This window comes from Burkholderia sp. BCC1644 (assembly GCF_902833225.1).
GTDB lineage: Bacteria > Pseudomonadota > Gammaproteobacteria > Burkholderiales > Burkholderiaceae > Burkholderia.
The window spans coordinates 88,113-104,209 of the sequence record NZ_CADFEI010000018.1 but is presented as its reverse complement, the minus strand read 5'-3'; the positions used below and the strand labels follow the sequence as shown (position 1 = coordinate 104,209).

The following is a 16,097-nucleotide window of genomic DNA, read 5'->3' as shown; positions in this document are numbered from 1 at the left end:
TTCATCGGTGCGCGTCCGCATGCCACGCGGCGCCCGAAAAAAAAGCCGCCCGGATCGGCTCCGGGCGGCTTTCCTTGCTGCATCTGTTGCTGCGGCGGTCAGACCACGACCGTCTGCGCCTCGCCTTCGCGGGTCGCACGCACAGTGCCGATCTTCCACACCTGTTCGCCGGCGGCGGTCAGGTCGGCGATCGCTGCGTCGGCATCGGCCGCCGACACGATCACGGCCATGCCGATGCCGCAGTTGAACACGCGGTGCATTTCCGCATCGGCAACGCCGCCGTGCTCCTGCAGCCACTTGAACAGCGGCGGCAGCGGCCATGCGTTCTGGTCGAGCTCGGCGGTGAGGCCTTCGCGCAGCACGCGCGGGATGTTCTCGACGAGACCGCCGCCCGTGATGTGCGCCATGCCCTTCACCGACAGCTTCTGCATCAGCGCGAGCAGCGGCTTCACGTAGATGCGGGTCGGCGCCATCAGCGCGTCGGCGAGCGAGCGGCCATGGAAATCGGCCGACAGGTCGGGGTTCGCGCGCTCGATGATCTTGCGCACGAGCGAGAAACCGTTCGAGTGGATGCCGCTCGATGCGAGGCCCAGCACCACGTCGCCTTCGGCGATCGTGCTGCCGTCGATGATCTTGCTCTTCTCGACCGCACCGACCGCGAAGCCGGCCAGGTCGTATTCGCCGTCCGGGTACATGCCCGGCATTTCGGCCGTTTCACCGCCGATCAGCGCGCAGCCCGACAGCTCGCACCCCTGCGCGATGCCCTTGACGACCGTGGCGGCCGTGTCGACGTCGAGCTTGCCGCACGCGAAGTAATCGAGGAAGAACAGCGGCTCGGCGCCCTGCACGAGGATGTCGTTCACGCTCATCGCGACCAGATCCTGGCCGACGGTATCGTGTTTGTTCAGATGAAACGCCAGCTTGAGCTTGGTGCCCACGCCGTCGGTGCCCGACACGAGCACGGGCTCGTTGTACTTCTTCGGCACTTCGAACAGCGCGCCGAACCCGCCGATGCCGCCGAGCACGCCGTCGCGCAGGGTTTTCTTCGCAAAAGGCTTGATCTTGTCGATGAGCGCGTCGCCCGCGTCGATGTCGACACCTGCGTCGCGATAGGACAGACCCTGAGCGTCAGGAGCGGATTTCGGAGGATTCATGGGGGAATGCGAGAAGGTCGGTAAAATGCGATTTTACCCGAAGCCGGCCCGTTGGCCGGAATTCCCAGCACCGAATCGTCAGGGATTGCATCTTGGTCAACACGTCCCCGTTTTCATCGCCGAGCAAACCGCGCCGAAACCCGCGCGGCGCCGTGCGTGCGGCCGCGCGTGAAGCCCACGGAATCGCAGCCCCCGGCGCGTGCCCGGCGTACGGCGCGCGTATTTTCAACCGACCCGCATTGTGACTGTTGTGTCCCGTCAACTGACGCTCGATCTCGGCACGCCGCCGCCCGCCACGTTCGACAACTTCATCATGAACGAGGAGAACGACGAGCTCATCTCGCGCCTGCAGAAGCTCGACCTCGCGCTCGCGGCGGGCCCCGTGCCGGACCGGTCGTTCTACATCTGGGGCGAGCCCGGCTGCGGCCGCACCCACCTGCTGCAGGCGCTCGTGAGCGACGCGTCGTACGGCTATGCGCGCTATCTCACACCGCAAAGCCCGCTCGGCGCGTTTACGTTCGACCCGCGCATCGGTATCTACGCGATCGACGACTGCGACCGGATGAGCGACACGCAGCAGGTCGCGCTGTTCAACCTGTTCAACGAAGTGCGTGCGCACCCGTCGAGCGCATTCGTCGCGGCGGGCCCCGCGGCGCCGCTCGCGCTCGACGTGCGCGAGGATCTCCGCACGCGCCTTGGCTGGGGGCTCGTGTTTCACCTGTCGCCGCCGTCCGACGCCGGCAAGATCGCGGTGCTCAAGCTCGCCGCGAAAGAGCGCGGGATCGCGCTCACCGACGACATCGCCGCCTACCTGCTGACCCATTTCCGCCGCGACATGCCGAGCCTGATGGCACTGCTCGACGCGCTCGACCGCTTCTCGCTCGAGCAAAAACGCGCGGTCACGCTGCCGCTGCTGCGCCGGATGCTCGCGCGTCCGGGCGACGACATCACACCATCGGGCACGGGCCCGAACCGCTTCGAGTAAAATGCGCTCCCATGACTAATCTGGCACTCTTTGACCTCGATCACACGCTGATCCCGACCGATAGCGACCACGAATGGGGTCGCTTCATGGTGAAGCTCGGCATCGTCGACGCGGAAAGCTTCTCGCGCCAGAACGATCAGTTCTTCGCCGACTACAAGGCCGGCAAGCTCGACATCCATGCGTACCTGACGGCGATGCTCACACCGCTCGCGAAGTATTCGCGCGCGCAGCTCGCCGAATGGCACGAGCAGTACATGCACGAGGTGATCCGGCCCGCGATGACACCCGCTGCGCTCGAACTCGTGCGCACGCACCTCGATGCGGGCGACCTGTGCTGTGTCGTGACGGCGACCAACGAATTCATCACGCGCCCGATCGCGACCGCGTTCGGCGTCGATACGCTGATCGCGTGCGAGGTCGAGACGACCGACGGACATCCCGACTCACCGTACACGGGCCGGCCGACCGGCACGCCGAGCTACCGCGAAGGCAAGATCGTGCGGACCGAAGCGTGGCTCGCGTCGCTCGGCAAGCACTGGGACGACTTCGCGCACAGCTATTTCTACAGCGACTCGCACAACGACATCCCGCTGCTCGAGAAAGTCACCGACCCGATCGCGACCAACCCTGACGACACGCTGCGTGCGCATGCAAGCACCCGCGGCTGGCGTATCCTCGATCTCTTCTGAACGTCGTGATCAAAAAATTCATCCGCAAGCTGCTCGGCCAGGACGAAACCGAGCAAACGTCACCCGCAGCGGCCCCGGCCGGCGAAGCGGCCCCTGCTACCCCGCGCGCGCCGAAGGGCACTCGCGGCGGCGGCGCGAAAAAGCCGCGCAGCAACCATGAGCCGACCGTCGTGCCGGCCAGCGTGCACGGCATCAATCCGGCGCTGATCTCGAAGAACGCCGTGCGCGTGACCGACACGCTGCAGCAGGCGGGCTTTCGTGCATTCATCGTCGGCGGCGCGGTACGCGACCTGCTGCTCGGCATCGCGCCGAAGGACTTCGACGTCGCGACCGACGCGACGCCGACCGAAGTCCAGCGCCTGTTCCGCCGCGCGCGCCTGATCGGCCGCCGCTTCCAGATCGTCCACGTGCAGTTCGGCCAGGAACTGATCGAGGTGTCGACGTTCCGCGCGCTGGTCGATGCGCCGCCCGAGGCGGCCGCCGCCGAGCCGCCGAAGCGCCTGAAGCGCGACGAACTCGATCGCCGCACGCACGCGGTCGACGCAAGCGGGCGCGTGCTGCGCGACAACGTGTGGGGCGAGCAGCATGAAGATGCCGCGCGCCGCGACTTCACGATCAACGCGATGTACTACGACCCGTCGACGCAGACGGTGCTCGACTACCACGACGGGATGGCCGACATGCGCGCCCGCCTGTTGCGGATGATCGGCGACCCGGCCACGCGCTTCCGCGAGGATCCGGTGCGGATGCTGCGCGTCGTGCGCTTCGCGGCGAAGCTCGGCTTCGAGATCGAGCCGCATACGCGCGAACCGATCAACGCGCTCGCCGACCTGATCAACAACGTGCCGGCCGCGCGCCTGTTCGACGAAATGCTGAAGCTGCTGCTGTCGGGCCACGCGCTCGCGTGCCTGACGCGGCTGCGCAAGGAAGGCCTGCACCACGGGCTGCTGCCGCTCCTCGACGTCGTGCTCGAACAGCCGCAGGGCGAGAAGTTCATCACGCTCGCGCTGAACAACACCGACGCACGCGTGCGGGCCGGCAAACCGGTGTCGCCGGGCTTCCTGTTCGCGACGCTGCTGTGGCACGACATGCGCCAGCGTTTCGAGCAATACACGGCCGAAGGCGAAATTCCGGTGCCGGCGCTCCATCGCGCGATGGACGACGTGCTCGACATGCAGACCGAGAAACTGGCGATCCACAAGCGTTATTCGGCCGACATGCGCGAGATCTGGGGCTTGCAGCTGCGCCTCGAGAAACGCTCGGGCCGCAGCGCGATGCGGCTGCTGGAACACCAAAGGTTTAGAGCGGGGTATGATTTCCTCCTGTTACGCTGCGAATCCGGCGAGCTCGATGCGGAAGTCGGACAGTGGTGGACGGATTTCATCGAAGGCGACGCGGCTGCTCGCGAGGCATTGCTCACGCAGGGCGGCTCGAAGGAAAAATCGCCCCGCAAGCGGCGCCGCCGCGGCGGTGTGCGAAACCGCAATCCGGGTGAAGGTGCCGCCGAGCAGGCACCGGATACCTCGGGCGGGTCCGACGACTGACGCGCTCGCCGGCGAACGACGTAGGAAGTGATGCCATGACGGTTGCATATATCGGACTGGGGGCGAATCTCGGCGATGCGCGCCAGACCCTGAAGGACGCGGTGGTGTGCCTCGCGCAGCAGCGCACCATCTCGATCCTCGGCAAATCGAGCCTGTATCGCACGGCGCCCTTCGAAGCGGGCGGCGACGACTACTACAACTGCGTCGTCAAGCTCGACACGACGCTGTCGGCGCGCGAGCTGCTCGCGCTTTGCCAGAAGATCGAACATCACTTCGGGCGCGAGCGCCCGTATCGCAATGCGCCGCGCACGCTCGACCTCGACATCCTGCTGTTCGGCGCCGATTCGATCGACGAACCCGACCTGATCGTCCCGCACCCGCGCCTCACCGACCGTGCATTCGCGCTCGTGCCGCTCGTCGAGATCGACCCGGCGCTCGACATCCCCGCGCGCGGTCGTGCCGACGCCTTCCTTGCCGCCGTGGCTGACCAGCGCGTCGAGAAGGTGCAAACCTGCCAGTGCCTGACGCAGAAGGCACTCGCCGCCGGCGAAGACGCCGACAAGACCCGCTGCCGATGAACTCGACTCCGCTGACCGTCACCGCGCCCGACCTGCGCGCCCCGCACCGCTATCTCGTAATCGAAGGCCCGATCGGCGTCGGCAAGACGACGCTCGCGCGCCTGCTCGCCGAGCGCTGGTCGATGCAGACGCTGCTCGAACGCCCACAGGACAACCCGTTCCTCGAGCGCTTTTACCGCGACACCGCGCGCTACGCGCTGCCCGCGCAGCTGTCGTTCGCGCTGCAGCGCGCGCAGCAGGCGCGCGAGCTGATCGGCGCGCTCGAAACGGGCCGCCCCGTCATCGCCGATTTCATGCCGCAGAAGAACGACATCTTCGCGCGGCTGAACCTGCCGGAAGACGAATGGCAGCTGTATCGCTCGGTCGCGACGCACGTCGACGTGCCGCAGGCGCCGTCGCCCGACCTCGTCGTCTATCTGCAGGCGAGCCCCGAAGTGCTGTTCTCGCGCATCCAGAAGCGCGGGCTGCCGATGGAGCTGCAGATCAGCGATGCGTACCTGCGCTCGCTCGTCGACGCGTACAACGAATTCTTCTACCACTACGACCGCACGCCGGTGCTGACGGTCGCCGCGGAACACCTGAACCCGCAGGATTCCCCCGAAGATCTCGCCCTGCTGGTCGAGCGCATCGAGACGATGCGCGGCCGCAAGGAATTCTTCGTCAAGGGCGAGACGACGCGCTGACGCGTCCCGCCTGTCGTTCTTCACCCATCGACCCGGATTTCCCATGACCTATCTCCAGGAATCGAGCCGACCTGCCGTGACGGTACCCAAGCTGCAGGCAATGCGCGACGCCGGCGAGAAGATCGCAATGCTCACCTGCTACGACGCGAGCTTCTCCGCGCTGCTCGATCGCGCGGGCACCGACGTGCTGCTGATCGGCGATTCGCTCGGCAACGTGCTGCAGGGCCACACGACCACTCTGCCCGTGTCGCTCGACGACATCGCGTATCACACGGCCTGTGTCGCACGCGCGCAGCCGCGCGCGCTGGTCGTCGCCGATCTGCCGTTCGGCACGTACGGCACGCCGGCCGAGGCATTCGCGAACTCGGTCAAGCTGATGCGCGCGGGCGCGCAGATGGTCAAGCTCGAGGGCGGCGAATGGCTGGCCGATACGATCCGCTTCCTCGTCGAACGCTCGGTGCCGGTGTGCGCGCACGTCGGCCTCACGCCGCAATCGGTGCACGCGTTCGGCGGCTTCAAGGTGCAGGGCAAGACCGAAGCGGGCGCCGCGCAGCTGCTGCGCGACGCACGCGCGATCGAGGACGCGGGCGCGCAGCTCGTCGTGCTCGAAGCGGTGCCGACGCTCGTCGCGTCCGAAGTCACGCACATGCTGAAGATTCCGACGATCGGCATCGGCGCGGGCGTCGACTGCTCGGGGCAGGTGCTCGTGCTGCACGACATGCTCGGCGTGTTTCCCGGCAAGCGGCCGCGTTTCGTGAAGGATTTCATGCAGGGCCAGCCGAATATTCAGGCAGCCGTCGAAGCCTACGTGAGCGCGGTGAAGGACGGTTCATTCCCTGGCCCCGAACACTCGTTCTGACGGAGAAGTCCGGATAAAAAAGCGCGGCGACCTTTGCGGGGCGCCGCGCTTTTTTTTGTGCGCTGAAAGTCCAGATGCCGGCGCGAGCGCAGTACCGGCTCCGTCACATCGTCATTTCAAAACCGCGTCGAGCGCACCGCGCAATGCATTGGTCAGCAGCAGCCCTTGCGCGCGTGCAAGATCGTCCTGGGTCACGACGCGCTCCACCGCACCGAACGCACGGTCGTCGAGCAGCACGCCGCGCATCACGCCCGGCAGCACGCCGGACGCCAGCGGCGGCGTCACCCACTGGCCGTCGAGCTTCACGAACACATTCGAGCGCCCGCCTTCCGTCACCTCGCCGCGTTCGTTGACGAACAGCATGTCGAAACCGCCGAGCGCCTCGGCCGCCTGCCACGCGCGGTCATATTCGGCGCGGCGCGTGGTCTTGTGCAGCAGCAGCGCATCGCTCGCGCGGGTCGGCGCGAAACCGTGCGCAGACGCCAGCATCACACCGACGGGCCCCGCCGGCAACGGCTTGAGCGGCGCCGCGATGATCTCGATCGTGCCGTCCTTCGCGAGCGCGAGCTTCATCCGGTAAGCATCGCCGCCGTCGAGCGCTGCGCAGCGCGCGTCGATCTCGCCACGCAACGCATCGGCGTCGAAGCGGAAGCCGAACGCGTCCGCGCTGCGCTGCAGCCGCGCGAGATGGCGGCCGAGATGCCGGATGCCGTCCGCACGCGTGGCCGCGGTCGTTTCGAACAACTGGAAGCCGGGATCGGCATCCGTCAGGAATCGCGCTTTCAATTCGCACTCCGCATATTCGTCGGCCGCGACGCTGTCGAGCACGATGCCCGCGCCGACACCCATCGTGCCATGGTGCCGCGTTGCCGAGCCGGATGGGTCGACGTCGGCATCGGCCCCGTCGAGCGTCAGCGTACGGATCGCAACCGACAGGCAGAAATCGCCGCAACCGGCCGCGTGGTCGCCAGGCGCGTCGAGCCAGCCGATTGCGCCCGTATAAAGGCCGCGCGGCGTCGATTCGATCGCGTCGATCAGTTGCATCGTCTTGTACTTCGGCGCGCCCGTGATCGACCCGCACGGAAACAGCGCGCGCAGCATCTGCGCGAACGTCGTGCAGTCGCGCCAGCCGGCCTCGACCGTCGACGTCATCTGCCACACCGACGCGTACGGTTCGACGGAGAACAGCGCCGGCACCTTGACGGTGCCCGTGCGCGCGATCCGCGACACGTCGTTGCGCAGCAGGTCGACGATCATCACGTTTTCCGCGCGGTTCTTCGGATCGTTCGCGAGGAACGCGGCAGCCGCCGCATCGTCGCGCGGATCGGCCGAACGCGGCGCGGTGCCCTTCATCGGCCGCGCGCGCAGCACGTCGCCGTGCTTCTCGACGAACAGCTCGGGCGAGCACGACACGACGCACGCACCGTCGGGCAACGCAACCAGCGCACCGTACCGCACGGGCTGGCGCGCGCGCAGCCGCCGGTACAGCGCGAGCGGCGTGCCGAATACGTCGAAATTCAGCCGGTACGTGTAGTTGACCTGATACGAATCGCCCGCGCGCAATGCATCGTGCACCGCGCCGATCGCCGCGTCGAACGCGTCTCGCGACACGCTCTTCGCGACATGCGCGACGCCCGCGATCGACGGCGCGCCACCGCCGTCCTGCTGCGCGAGCCATGCGTCGACTTCGTCGCGCGACAGGCGCTCGCAATGCGCATACAGCAAAAAGCGCAGCGGGGCATGGCCCGGCTGCGCTCGTTGCAGGTTGCGTCCGAATTCGTAATCGCCGACGACGACCGCATGCAGCCCGTCGCGCAGGTCCTGCGCGACCGCCGCATCGATTTCGTCGAGCCGCGCCGGATCCGTGCACACACGTTTGCGCACGAATCCCGAATACAAACGACTCGACCGCGCGGACGCGGTCGAGTCGCAATCGTCCAAGAGCGCGAACGACGCGCTCTCGTTACCTTCAGTCATGCTTTACTCGAAGAAGCTCTTCACACGGTCAAACCAGCTCTTGCTCTGCGGGCTGTGACGCGCACCGCCCTCGGCCAGCGACTTCTCGAACTGCTTGAGCAGGTCGCGCTGGTTGTCGGTCAGCTTCACGGGCGTCTCGACCTGCACGTGCACGTACAGATCGCCCGCGATGCTCGAACGCAGCCCCTTGATGCCCTTGCCGCGCAGGCGGAACGTCTTGCCCGACTGCGTGCCTTCCGGCACCGGGAACGACGCACGGCCGGCCAGCGTCGGCACCTCGATCTCGCCGCCGAGCGCGGCGGTCGTGAACGGGATCGGCATCTGGCAGTGGAGATCGTCGCCGTCGCGCTCGAACACCGAGTGCGGCTTGATGTGGATCTCGACGTACAGGTCGCCCGGCGGCCCGCCGTTGATGCCCGGCTCGCCGTTGCCGGCCGAGCGGATCCGCATCCCGTCGTCGATCCCGGCCGGGATCTTCACTTCGAGCGTCTTGGTTTCCTTCACCTTGCCCGACCCGTGGCAATGCACGCACGGCTCCGGGATGTAGGTGCCCGTGCCGTGGCACTTCGGGCAGGTCTGCTGGATGCTGAAGAAGCCCTGCGACATGCGCACCGTGCCCTGGCCATGGCAGGTCGGACAGGTTTCCGGCTTCGTGCCGGGCTTCGCACCCGACCCGTGGCAGACCTCGCACGACACCCAGCTCGGCACGCGGATCTGCGTGTCGTAGCCGTGCGCGGCCTGCTCGAGCGTGATTTCCATGCTGTAGCGCAGGTCGGCGCCGCGATACACCTGCGGGCCGCCGCGGCCACCGCGTGCGGCGCCGCCCGCGGCCTGGCCGAAGATGTCGCCGAAGATGTCGCCGAACGCATCCGCGAAGCCGCCGAAGCCCTGTGCACCCGCACCGCCCATGTTCGGATCGACGCCCGCGTGGCCGTACTGGTCGTACGCGGCACGCTTCTGGCCATCCGACAGCATTTCATAGGCTTCCTTCACCTCTTTGAAATGCTCTTCCGCATCCTTGTTGTCCGGATTGCGGTCAGGGTGATACTTCATCGCAAGCTTGCGATATGCCTTCTTGATTTCGTCGTCGCCCGCATTCTTCGCGACGCCCAGAACCTCGTAGTAATCCCGTTTCGCCATATCGATTCACTGTGCCGCCACGCATCGCGCACGCGGCGGCTCCTTTCGCCTGCAGTAAAGTCTCTCGACTCGTCTGGCGCTGCACCGTCCGCGGACGGCTCGCGCAGCACCCGCCAAAAAACAAATGTGCCCGGAGGGCCGCGAAGCCCGCCAGGCGTGGAGTCGATCCGGCCATCCGGAAGGAAAGACAGACCGCTTTTCAGCCGCTGGTCAATCGCGCCGCGCGTGTTTCCACGCGCGGCGTGCGGCGCCATTGCAACCCGGCTTAGTCCTTCTTCACTTCCTTGAACTCGGCGTCGACGACGTCGTCGGCAGCCTGCTGTGCGCCACCTGCGTGGGCCGCGCCTTCAGCTGCACCGGCCGCGCCGGCTGCACCTGCCTGCTGGGCCTGCATGTCGGCGTACATCTTTTCGCCGAGCTTCTGCGACACCTTGCCGAGTTCCTCGACCTTCGCGTCGATCGTTGCCTTGTCGGCCGACGTGTCCTTCAGCACTTCCTCGAGCGACTTCACCGACGCTTCGATCGCTTCCTTCTCGCCCGCGTCCAGCTTGTCGCCGTACTCGGTGAGCGCCTTCTTCGTGCTGTGGACCAGCGCGTCGCCCTGGTTGCGCGAATCGGCCAGCTCGCGCAGCTTGTGGTCTTCCGCTGCGTTCGCTTCCGCGTCCTTGATCATCTGGTCGATTTCAGCCTCGGACAGACCCGAGTTGGCCTTGATCGTGATCCGGTTTTCCTTGCCGGTCGCCTTGTCCTTCGCGCCGACGTGCAGGATGCCGTTCGCGTCGATGTCGAAGCTCACTTCGATCTGCGGCACGCCGCGCGGTGCGGGCGGGATGCCTTCGAGGTTGAACTCGCCGAGCAGCTTGTTGCCCGCTGCCATCTCGCGTTCGCCCTGGAACACCTTGATCGTCACGGCGCCCTGGTTGTCGTCCGCCGTCGAGTACACCTGCGCGTGCTTCGTCGGGATCGTCGTGTTCTTGCTGATCATCTTCGTCATCACGCCGCCGAGCGTCTCGATACCGAGCGACAGCGGGGTCACGTCGAGCAGCAGCACGTCCTTGCGGTCGCCCGACAGGACCTGGCCCTGGATCGCCGCGCCGACTGCGACGGCTTCGTCCGGGTTCACGTCACGGCGCGGATCCTTGCCGAAGAACTCCTTCACCTTTTCCAGCACCTTCGGCATGCGCGTCTGGCCGCCGACCAGGATCACGTCGTCGATGTCCGACACCTTGACGCCTGCGTCCTTGATCGCGATGCGGCACGGTTCGATCGTGCGCTCGACGAGGTCTTCCACCAGCGCTTCCAGCTTCGCGCGGGTGATCTTCAGGTTCAAGTGCTTCGGGCCCGACGCGTCTGCCGTGATGTACGGCAGGTTGATTTCGGTCTGCTGGCTCGACGACAGCTCGATCTTCGCCTTTTCAGCGGCTTCCTTCAGGCGCTGCAGCGCGAGCACGTCCTTCGACAGGTCGACGCCCTGCTCCTTCTTGAACTCGCCGATGATGTAATCGATGATGCGCTGGTCGAAGTCTTCGCCGCCGAGGAACGTGTCGCCGTTGGTCGACAGCACTTCGAACTGCATTTCGCCGTCGACGTCCGCGATCTCGATGATCGACACGTCGAACGTGCCGCCGCCGAGGTCGTACACGGCGATCTTGCGGTCACCCTTCTCGACCTTGTCGAGACCGAACGCGAGCGCGGCTGCCGTCGGCTCGTTGATGATCCGCTTGACTTCGAGGCCCGCGATACGGCCCGCGTCCTTGGTCGCCTGACGCTGGCTGTCGTTGAAGTACGCCGGCACCGTGATCACGGCTTCCGTGACCGGCTCGCCGAGGTAGTCTTCGGCCGTCTTCTTCATCTTGCGCAGCACTTCCGCCGAAACCTGCGGCGGCGCGAGCTTTTCGCCGTGCGCCTCGACCCATGCGTCGCCGTTGTCGGCCTTGACGATGGTGTACGGCATCAGGCCGATGTCCTTCTGGACTTCCTTCTCTTCGAAGCGGCGGCCGATCAGGCGCTTCACCGCGAACAGCGTGTTCTTCGGGTTGGTCACCGACTGACGCTTGGCCGGCGCGCCGACGAGCACTTCGTTGTCGTCCATGTAGGCGATGATCGACGGCGTGGTGCGCGTGCCTTCCGAGTTCTCGATGACCTTGACCTGGTTGCCTTCCATGATGGCGACGCACGAGTTCGTGGTGCCGAGGTCAATACCGATGATCTTTCCCATTTTTTCCTAATCTCCAGAAATGCCTGTTTGCTGCACGAAACCCCGCGTTTTTGGGCGGTTTCGCACGCCAGAATTCAACTCTGTTCCCGAAATGCGTCCGTCCGGTCCGTTTTCAAGACCCGACAGGCGATGCGGATATTAAATTTTTTCAATCGCCGCCGGCTAGCGGATCGCCGCCGCCGCGGCCTTCGCCCGCGCCGCCGACACGGCCGCCTGGAACTGCGCGAGGCCATGCCAGCCCGTCGCGCGGCCCAGCCGCTTGCCGCGGTGGAAGAAGAACCACGTCGGCACGCCGTGCAGCCCGAAGCGGCGCCCCAGCTGATGGTGTTCGTACACGTTGCAATGGAACCACTTCAGGTCCAGTGCGCGGATGGCGTCCGACTGGGCGAGCATCGCCTTCTTCGCGATCTCGCAGTTGAAGCAGTCGACGCCCCAGAAAAACACCACCGCGAGCGCGTCGCCCGCGCCGTCGATGGCCGCGTCGAACGTGCCGGCGTCGAGCGCCTGCATGTCGAACGCGTCGAACGCGGCCGGATCGACGCCGGCGGGCACCATCCCGGAGGCCTTACTTCGGCTGGGCGACGGTGACGAGCGCCGGACGCAGCACGCGGTCGGCGATCGTATAGCCCTTTTGCAGCACGGTGACAACGGTGTTCGGCTCCTGGTCGGCCGGTACCATCGAAATCGCCTGGTGCTGGTGCGGATCGAACTTCTCGCCGACCGGGTTGAGCGCGACGACGCGGCCCTTCTCGAGCGCGCTCGTCAGCTGGCGCAGCGTCAGCTCGACGCCTTCACGCACCTTCGCGATATCGCCGGACGTATCGTTGACGGCCGCTTCCAGGCTGTCCAGCACCGGCAGCAGGTGTTCCGCGAAGCTCTCGATCGCGAACTTGTGCGCCTTCGAGACGTCGTCCTGCGCGCGGCGGCGGACGTTCTCGGTCTCGGCCTTCGCCCGCAGGTAGCTCTCCTGCAGCTCGGCGACCTTGGCTTGAGCCTCCGCGAGCGCCGCGTCGGCTGCTTCGGCGGCGGGAGCAGCGCCTTGCGCCGCCTGCTTCTCGCTACCGATGTCTTCGGCCGATTGGGTAGCCGGGTTCTCTTGCGTGTTTTCCATGTCGCTGAAAGTCGATTAGAGGTTGAAGCCAAATCGGCAACCGCCAGACCGTATACCCGGCGGCACCGCACATTGTTGGTGCAAATAAGGGTGAAAACTGCAAATTCAAGAGGGTTATTCGCCGGCATTCTCCAATGCCGCGAAACAACCGCGCTGCCCGGCGGTGCGTGGCCCGCATAGTCCGCCAGATCGGGCGAAACCGGCTGTAACAACGCTTACCTGGCAAGTACTAGCTTGGCACAGTCCCGCTGCACTACACTCCACTCAAGCGTCGGAAAAGCGTGTTTACCCTTAGCTGACCGACGCCTTACAACCACCACCTGGCGCCGTTTTCACCCTTCTTCTCGAGGGGAGTACCGTGAAACTGACCTTTGCGATTTCGGTGGTCGCGCTGGTACTCATTGCCGGCACCACCACCATCTGTCTGTCGGGAGCTGTCACCGACCGCACGACCGAATACGGGAGCGCGCGGGCGACGTTCGACCAGATGTTCAGCTCCCACCAGAAAATCTGTCGATGATGCGCCGATCGCGCTTCGTCGGCCGGCCGTGCAGTTCGGCCGCCGGCTCGCGATACGTGCGACGCCGCTCCAGTTCGGCGAGCCGTGCGGCCCGCCCCGCTTCCGTTTCCGCGTAAAGCGTCTGCGCAACGCTCGCCGGCCCGCGCACGTCGCATACGCCAAGCACGGCAATGTGCCAGACGATGCCGTCCATCGCAATCTCGACCTCGTCGCCGACGCGCACCTCCTTGGCCGGCTTGACCGCCGCGCCGCCGATCTTCACGTGCCCCTTGTCGACCGCATCGGTCGCGAGCGAGCGCGTCTTGAAGAAGCGGGCCGCCCATAACCATTTGTCGATGCGCAGCTTCGCGCCCGGTTCAGTCGAAATCTTGTAATTCATCGCACTTCACTCACCGTTTCGGGCTGTGCGGCCCTGACGGGCCAGCCCTGCAGATTCTCGGCGACGATCTCGCCGATCGCGCCGATCCATGCAGGCGCGCCGTTCAGGCACGGGATGCGGTGGAACGTCTTGCCGCCGCCGGCCAGGAACTCGTCGCGCACTTCCATGCCGATCTCCTCGATCGTCTCGAGGCAATCGGCCGTGAAACCGGGACAGAACACATCGGCCCGCCGCACGCCGGCCTCGCCGAACTCGCGCAGCGTCGGCGCGGTGTACGGCTGAAGCCATTCGGCCTTGCCGAAGCGCGACTGGAACGTGATACGGCATTCGGTCGTCGACAGTCCGAGCGCGGCCATCAGCAACGCGCCCGTCTGCTGGCACTGGTCGTGATACGGGTCGCCGAGGTCGAGCGTGCGCTTCGGCACGCCGTGGAAACTCAGTACGAGCTTGTCGCCGGCCGCGAAGTCGGGCCGGCCGTGCTGCGCCCAGTACTGGCGCACCTGCTCGGCCAGCGCGTGGATATAGGCCGGATGGTCGGCGTAATGCCGCACGGTGCGCACTTCCGGCTGGTTGCGCATGCGCGCGAACGCGTCGAACGCGGCATCGAAGGCGGTGGCCGTGGTCGACGCCGAATATTGCGGATACATCGGCATCAGCAGCACGCGCTCGACGCCCGCGCGCTTGAACTGCGCAAGCGCGTGCGAAATGTTCGGGCTGCCGTAGCGCATCGCGTAGTCGACCGTCACGTGATAGCCGTTCGACGTGAGCAGGTGCCGCACGCTGTCGGTCTGGCGCTCGGTGTATACGCGCAGCGGCGAGCCTTCGGGCATCCAGACGGCCGCGTATTTCTTCGCGGATGCGCGGCCGCGCAGCGGCAGGATCAGCGTGCGCAGCAGCACCTGCCAGACGACCTGCGGAATCTCGACGACTCGCGGATCCGACAGAAATTCGGCCAGGTAGCGCCGCACGGCGCGCGGCGTGGGTGCGTCGGGCGTGCCGAGATTGATCAGCAGCACGCCGATGCGATGGGCGGCCGCGATGCTCGAAGGCGGCTCAAGATCGAAACGCATGGGCAAGAACGTGCTCGGGGCACGGGACCGGACGGCTCTCAATTATAGCGGGCCACCCCGTACCGTTCGGCCGACTGTCGGCGCGTGCGGCATTGCGACACGATGACGGGGCGGGATCAGGCTGCCGATCGCAGGCTATTGCTGGCTCAGCGTGAGCGACAGCAGGCGCGCGGTGATGTCGACGATCGGTATCACGCGGTTGTACGCCATGCGGGTCGGGCCGATCACGCCGAGCGTGCCGACGATCTGCCCGTTCACCTCGTACGGCGCGGTGACGACGCTCATTTCCTCGATCGGCACGAGCGTCGATTCTCCGCCGATGAAGATCTGCACGCCCTGGGCGTGGCTCGACACGTCGAGCAGTTGCAGGAGGCCCGTCTTTTGGTCGAACACGTCGAACAGCTTGCGCAGCCGCGCCATGTCGGACGAAAGATCCGCCACTTCGAGCAGGTTGCGCTCGCCGGAAATCAGCACGGTGTCCTCGGTGTCGGGCACCTCGGTACTGGCCGTCACGGCCGCGTGCATCAGCGTGGTCATGTCGCCGCGCAACTGGTCGATCTCGTCGCGCAGGCGGCGGCGCACCTCGTCGAACGACAAGCCGGCGAAATGCGCGTTGATGTAGTTGGACGCCTCGGTCAGCTGCGACGGCGAATAGTCGCGCGGCGTGGCGAGCATCCGGTTCTGCACGTCGCCCTCGGGCGTGACGATGATCAGCAGGATGCGCTTGTCGGACAGGCGCATGAACTCGATCTGCTTGAACACGTGGCTGCGGCGCGGCGTCAGCACGACGCCCGCGAACTGCGACAGGTTCGACAGCACGCTCGCGGCGGCCGCGACCACCCGCTGCTGTGGCTCGCCGGCCTGCAGCGTGTTCTGCACCTGCCGCGCGACGGCCTCGGCGTCGATCGGCGTCTCGACCGTCAGCATCGTGTCGACGAACAGCCGGTAGCCGCGCGGCGTCGGCACGCGGCCGGCCGACGTGTGCGGGCTCGACACGAGGCCGAGCTCCTCCAGGTCGGACATCACGTTGCGGATCGTCGCCGGGCTCAGCTCGAGCCCGGAGTAACGGGACAACGTGCGCGATCCGACTGGCTGACCGTCGGCGATATACCGTTCGATCAGGGTTTTCAGGAGGGTTCGTGCGCGAGGATCTAGCATGGTGGAAAATTTTAGCGCAACCGCGCGACCGC

16 protein-coding genes are annotated in these 16,097 nt (G+C 66.2%); 7 read left to right on the top strand and 9 right to left on the bottom strand.

The genetic code is table 11. The features are described 5' to 3' along the window. Positions 1-98 precede the first annotated feature (98 nt). Positions 99-1,154, bottom strand: coding sequence for a phosphoribosylformylglycinamidine cyclo-ligase (gene purM, locus HWX87_RS29560; protein WP_059235991.1), 1,056 nt, complete (start codon positions 1,152-1,154; stop codon positions 99-101). Positions 1,155-1,404: 250 nt separating this feature from the next. On the opposite strand from purM, the gene hda reads away from it, so the two are divergent. From hda to panB, 6 genes are read left to right on the top strand one after another with little or no spacing between them, the layout of a single operon-like run. Next, positions 1,405-2,139 carry a DnaA regulatory inactivator Hda gene (hda, locus tag HWX87_RS29555; protein WP_244137788.1) on the top strand — a complete coding sequence of 245 codons (735 nt, stop codon included), beginning with the start codon at positions 1,405-1,407 and terminating at the stop codon, positions 2,137-2,139. Between the two features lie 11 nt (positions 2,140-2,150). Next, the gene (locus HWX87_RS29550) at positions 2,151-2,828 is read left to right on the top strand and encodes an HAD family hydrolase (protein WP_176050555.1); all 678 of its coding nucleotides are present in this window, start codon (positions 2,151-2,153) and stop codon (positions 2,826-2,828) included. 5 nt (positions 2,829-2,833) lie between these two features. Continuing rightward, entirely contained in the window at positions 2,834-4,372 is a 1,539-nt protein-coding gene (gene pcnB, locus HWX87_RS29545; RefSeq protein WP_176050554.1) for a polynucleotide adenylyltransferase PcnB, read from the top strand. 35 nt (positions 4,373-4,407) lie between these two features. Further along, complete coding sequence (folK, locus tag HWX87_RS29540; protein WP_176050553.1) at positions 4,408-4,950, top strand: 2-amino-4-hydroxy-6-hydroxymethyldihydropteridine diphosphokinase; 543 nt, start codon at positions 4,408-4,410, stop codon at positions 4,948-4,950. After that, positions 4,947-5,633: a deoxynucleoside kinase gene (locus HWX87_RS29535; RefSeq protein ID WP_176050552.1), complete on the top strand. Its 687-nt coding sequence runs from the start codon at positions 4,947-4,949 to the stop codon at positions 5,631-5,633. The genes folK and HWX87_RS29535 overlap by 4 nt, the downstream gene beginning before the upstream one ends. 43 nt (positions 5,634-5,676) lie before the next feature. Next, entirely contained in the window at positions 5,677-6,492 is an 816-nt protein-coding gene (gene panB / locus HWX87_RS29530; RefSeq protein WP_176050551.1) for a 3-methyl-2-oxobutanoate hydroxymethyltransferase, read from the top strand. 111 nt (positions 6,493-6,603) lie between these two features. Here the strand turns inward: panB and pabB are convergent, their stop codons facing one another. From pabB to grpE, 5 genes are all read right to left on the bottom strand, one after another. Then, entirely contained in the window at positions 6,604-8,469 is a 1,866-nt protein-coding gene (gene pabB, locus HWX87_RS29525; protein WP_176050550.1) for an aminodeoxychorismate synthase component I, read from the bottom strand. A 3-nt stretch (positions 8,470-8,472) separates the two neighbouring features. Further along, on the bottom strand, positions 8,473-9,609 hold the full coding sequence (gene dnaJ, locus HWX87_RS29520) for a molecular chaperone DnaJ (protein WP_011351025.1): 1,137 nt from the start codon (positions 9,607-9,609) through the stop codon (positions 8,473-8,475). A gap of 265 nt (positions 9,610-9,874) precedes the next feature. Beyond that, complete coding sequence (gene dnaK, locus HWX87_RS29515) at positions 9,875-11,827, bottom strand: molecular chaperone DnaK (protein ID WP_176050549.1); 1,953 nt, start codon at positions 11,825-11,827, stop codon at positions 9,875-9,877. Between the two features lie 162 nt (positions 11,828-11,989). Next, on the bottom strand, positions 11,990-12,382 hold the full coding sequence (locus tag HWX87_RS29510; protein WP_176050548.1) for a thioredoxin family protein: 393 nt from the start codon (positions 12,380-12,382) through the stop codon (positions 11,990-11,992). Between the two features lie 10 nt (positions 12,383-12,392). Further along, the gene (gene grpE / locus HWX87_RS29505; RefSeq protein WP_176050547.1) at positions 12,393-12,938 is read right to left on the bottom strand and encodes a nucleotide exchange factor GrpE; all 546 of its coding nucleotides are present in this window, start codon (positions 12,936-12,938) and stop codon (positions 12,393-12,395) included. 358 nt (positions 12,939-13,296) lie between these two features. Between grpE and HWX87_RS29500 the strand changes: the two genes are divergently transcribed. Then, positions 13,297-13,458: a hypothetical protein gene (locus HWX87_RS29500; protein WP_006476841.1), complete on the top strand. Its 162-nt coding sequence runs from the start codon at positions 13,297-13,299 to the stop codon at positions 13,456-13,458. On the opposite strand, the gene HWX87_RS29495 is transcribed toward HWX87_RS29500, so the two are convergent. The 3 genes from HWX87_RS29495 to hrcA all read right to left on the bottom strand — a co-directional run bounded on the left by HWX87_RS29495 (position 13,430) and on the right by hrcA (position 16,065). Next, on the bottom strand, positions 13,430-13,837 hold the full coding sequence (locus HWX87_RS29495) for an RNA-binding S4 domain-containing protein (RefSeq protein WP_176050546.1): 408 nt from the start codon (positions 13,835-13,837) through the stop codon (positions 13,430-13,432). The two genes, HWX87_RS29500 and HWX87_RS29495, sit on opposite strands and share 29 nt — an antisense overlap. Then, the gene (gene hemH, locus HWX87_RS29490; protein WP_176050545.1) at positions 13,834-14,907 is read right to left on the bottom strand and encodes a ferrochelatase; all 1,074 of its coding nucleotides are present in this window, start codon (positions 14,905-14,907) and stop codon (positions 13,834-13,836) included. The genes HWX87_RS29495 and hemH overlap by 4 nt, the downstream gene beginning before the upstream one ends. A 135-nt stretch (positions 14,908-15,042) precedes the next feature. Beyond that, on the bottom strand, positions 15,043-16,065 hold the full coding sequence (gene hrcA, locus HWX87_RS29485; protein ID WP_176050544.1) for a heat-inducible transcriptional repressor HrcA: 1,023 nt from the start codon (positions 16,063-16,065) through the stop codon (positions 15,043-15,045). Between the last annotated feature and the right edge of the window lie 32 nt (positions 16,066-16,097).

What these genes read in the sequence shown, in the direction of transcription:
- HWX87_RS29535 (WP_176050552.1), top strand. Translation starts at nt 4,947, where the DNA reads ATGAACTCGACTCCGCTGACCGTCACCGCGCCCGACCTGCGCGCCCCG.
- HWX87_RS29495 (WP_176050546.1), bottom strand. Translation starts at nt 13,837, where the DNA reads ATGAATTACAAGATTTCGACTGAACCGGGCGCGAAGCTGCGCATCGAC.
- HWX87_RS29550 (WP_176050555.1), top strand. Translation starts at nt 2,151, where the DNA reads ATGACTAATCTGGCACTCTTTGACCTCGATCACACGCTGATCCCGACC.
- dnaJ (WP_011351025.1), bottom strand. Translation starts at nt 9,609, where the DNA reads ATGGCGAAACGGGATTACTACGAGGTTCTGGGCGTCGCGAAGAATGCG.
- purM (WP_059235991.1), bottom strand. Translation starts at nt 1,154, where the DNA reads ATGAATCCTCCGAAATCCGCTCCTGACGCTCAGGGTCTGTCCTATCGC.
- grpE (WP_176050547.1), bottom strand. Translation starts at nt 12,938, where the DNA reads ATGGAAAACACGCAAGAGAACCCGGCTACCCAATCGGCCGAAGACATC.
- hemH (WP_176050545.1), bottom strand. Translation starts at nt 14,907, where the DNA reads ATGCGTTTCGATCTTGAGCCGCCTTCGAGCATCGCGGCCGCCCATCGC.
- HWX87_RS29510 (WP_176050548.1), bottom strand. Translation starts at nt 12,382, where the DNA reads ATGGTGCCCGCCGGCGTCGATCCGGCCGCGTTCGACGCGTTCGACATG.
- pabB (WP_176050550.1), bottom strand. Translation starts at nt 8,469, where the DNA reads ATGACTGAAGGTAACGAGAGCGCGTCGTTCGCGCTCTTGGACGATTGC.
- folK (WP_176050553.1), top strand. Translation starts at nt 4,408, where the DNA reads ATGACGGTTGCATATATCGGACTGGGGGCGAATCTCGGCGATGCGCGC.
- hrcA (WP_176050544.1), bottom strand. Translation starts at nt 16,065, where the DNA reads ATGCTAGATCCTCGCGCACGAACCCTCCTGAAAACCCTGATCGAACGG.
- panB (WP_176050551.1), top strand. Translation starts at nt 5,677, where the DNA reads ATGACCTATCTCCAGGAATCGAGCCGACCTGCCGTGACGGTACCCAAG.
- dnaK (WP_176050549.1), bottom strand. Translation starts at nt 11,827, where the DNA reads ATGGGAAAGATCATCGGTATTGACCTCGGCACCACGAACTCGTGCGTC.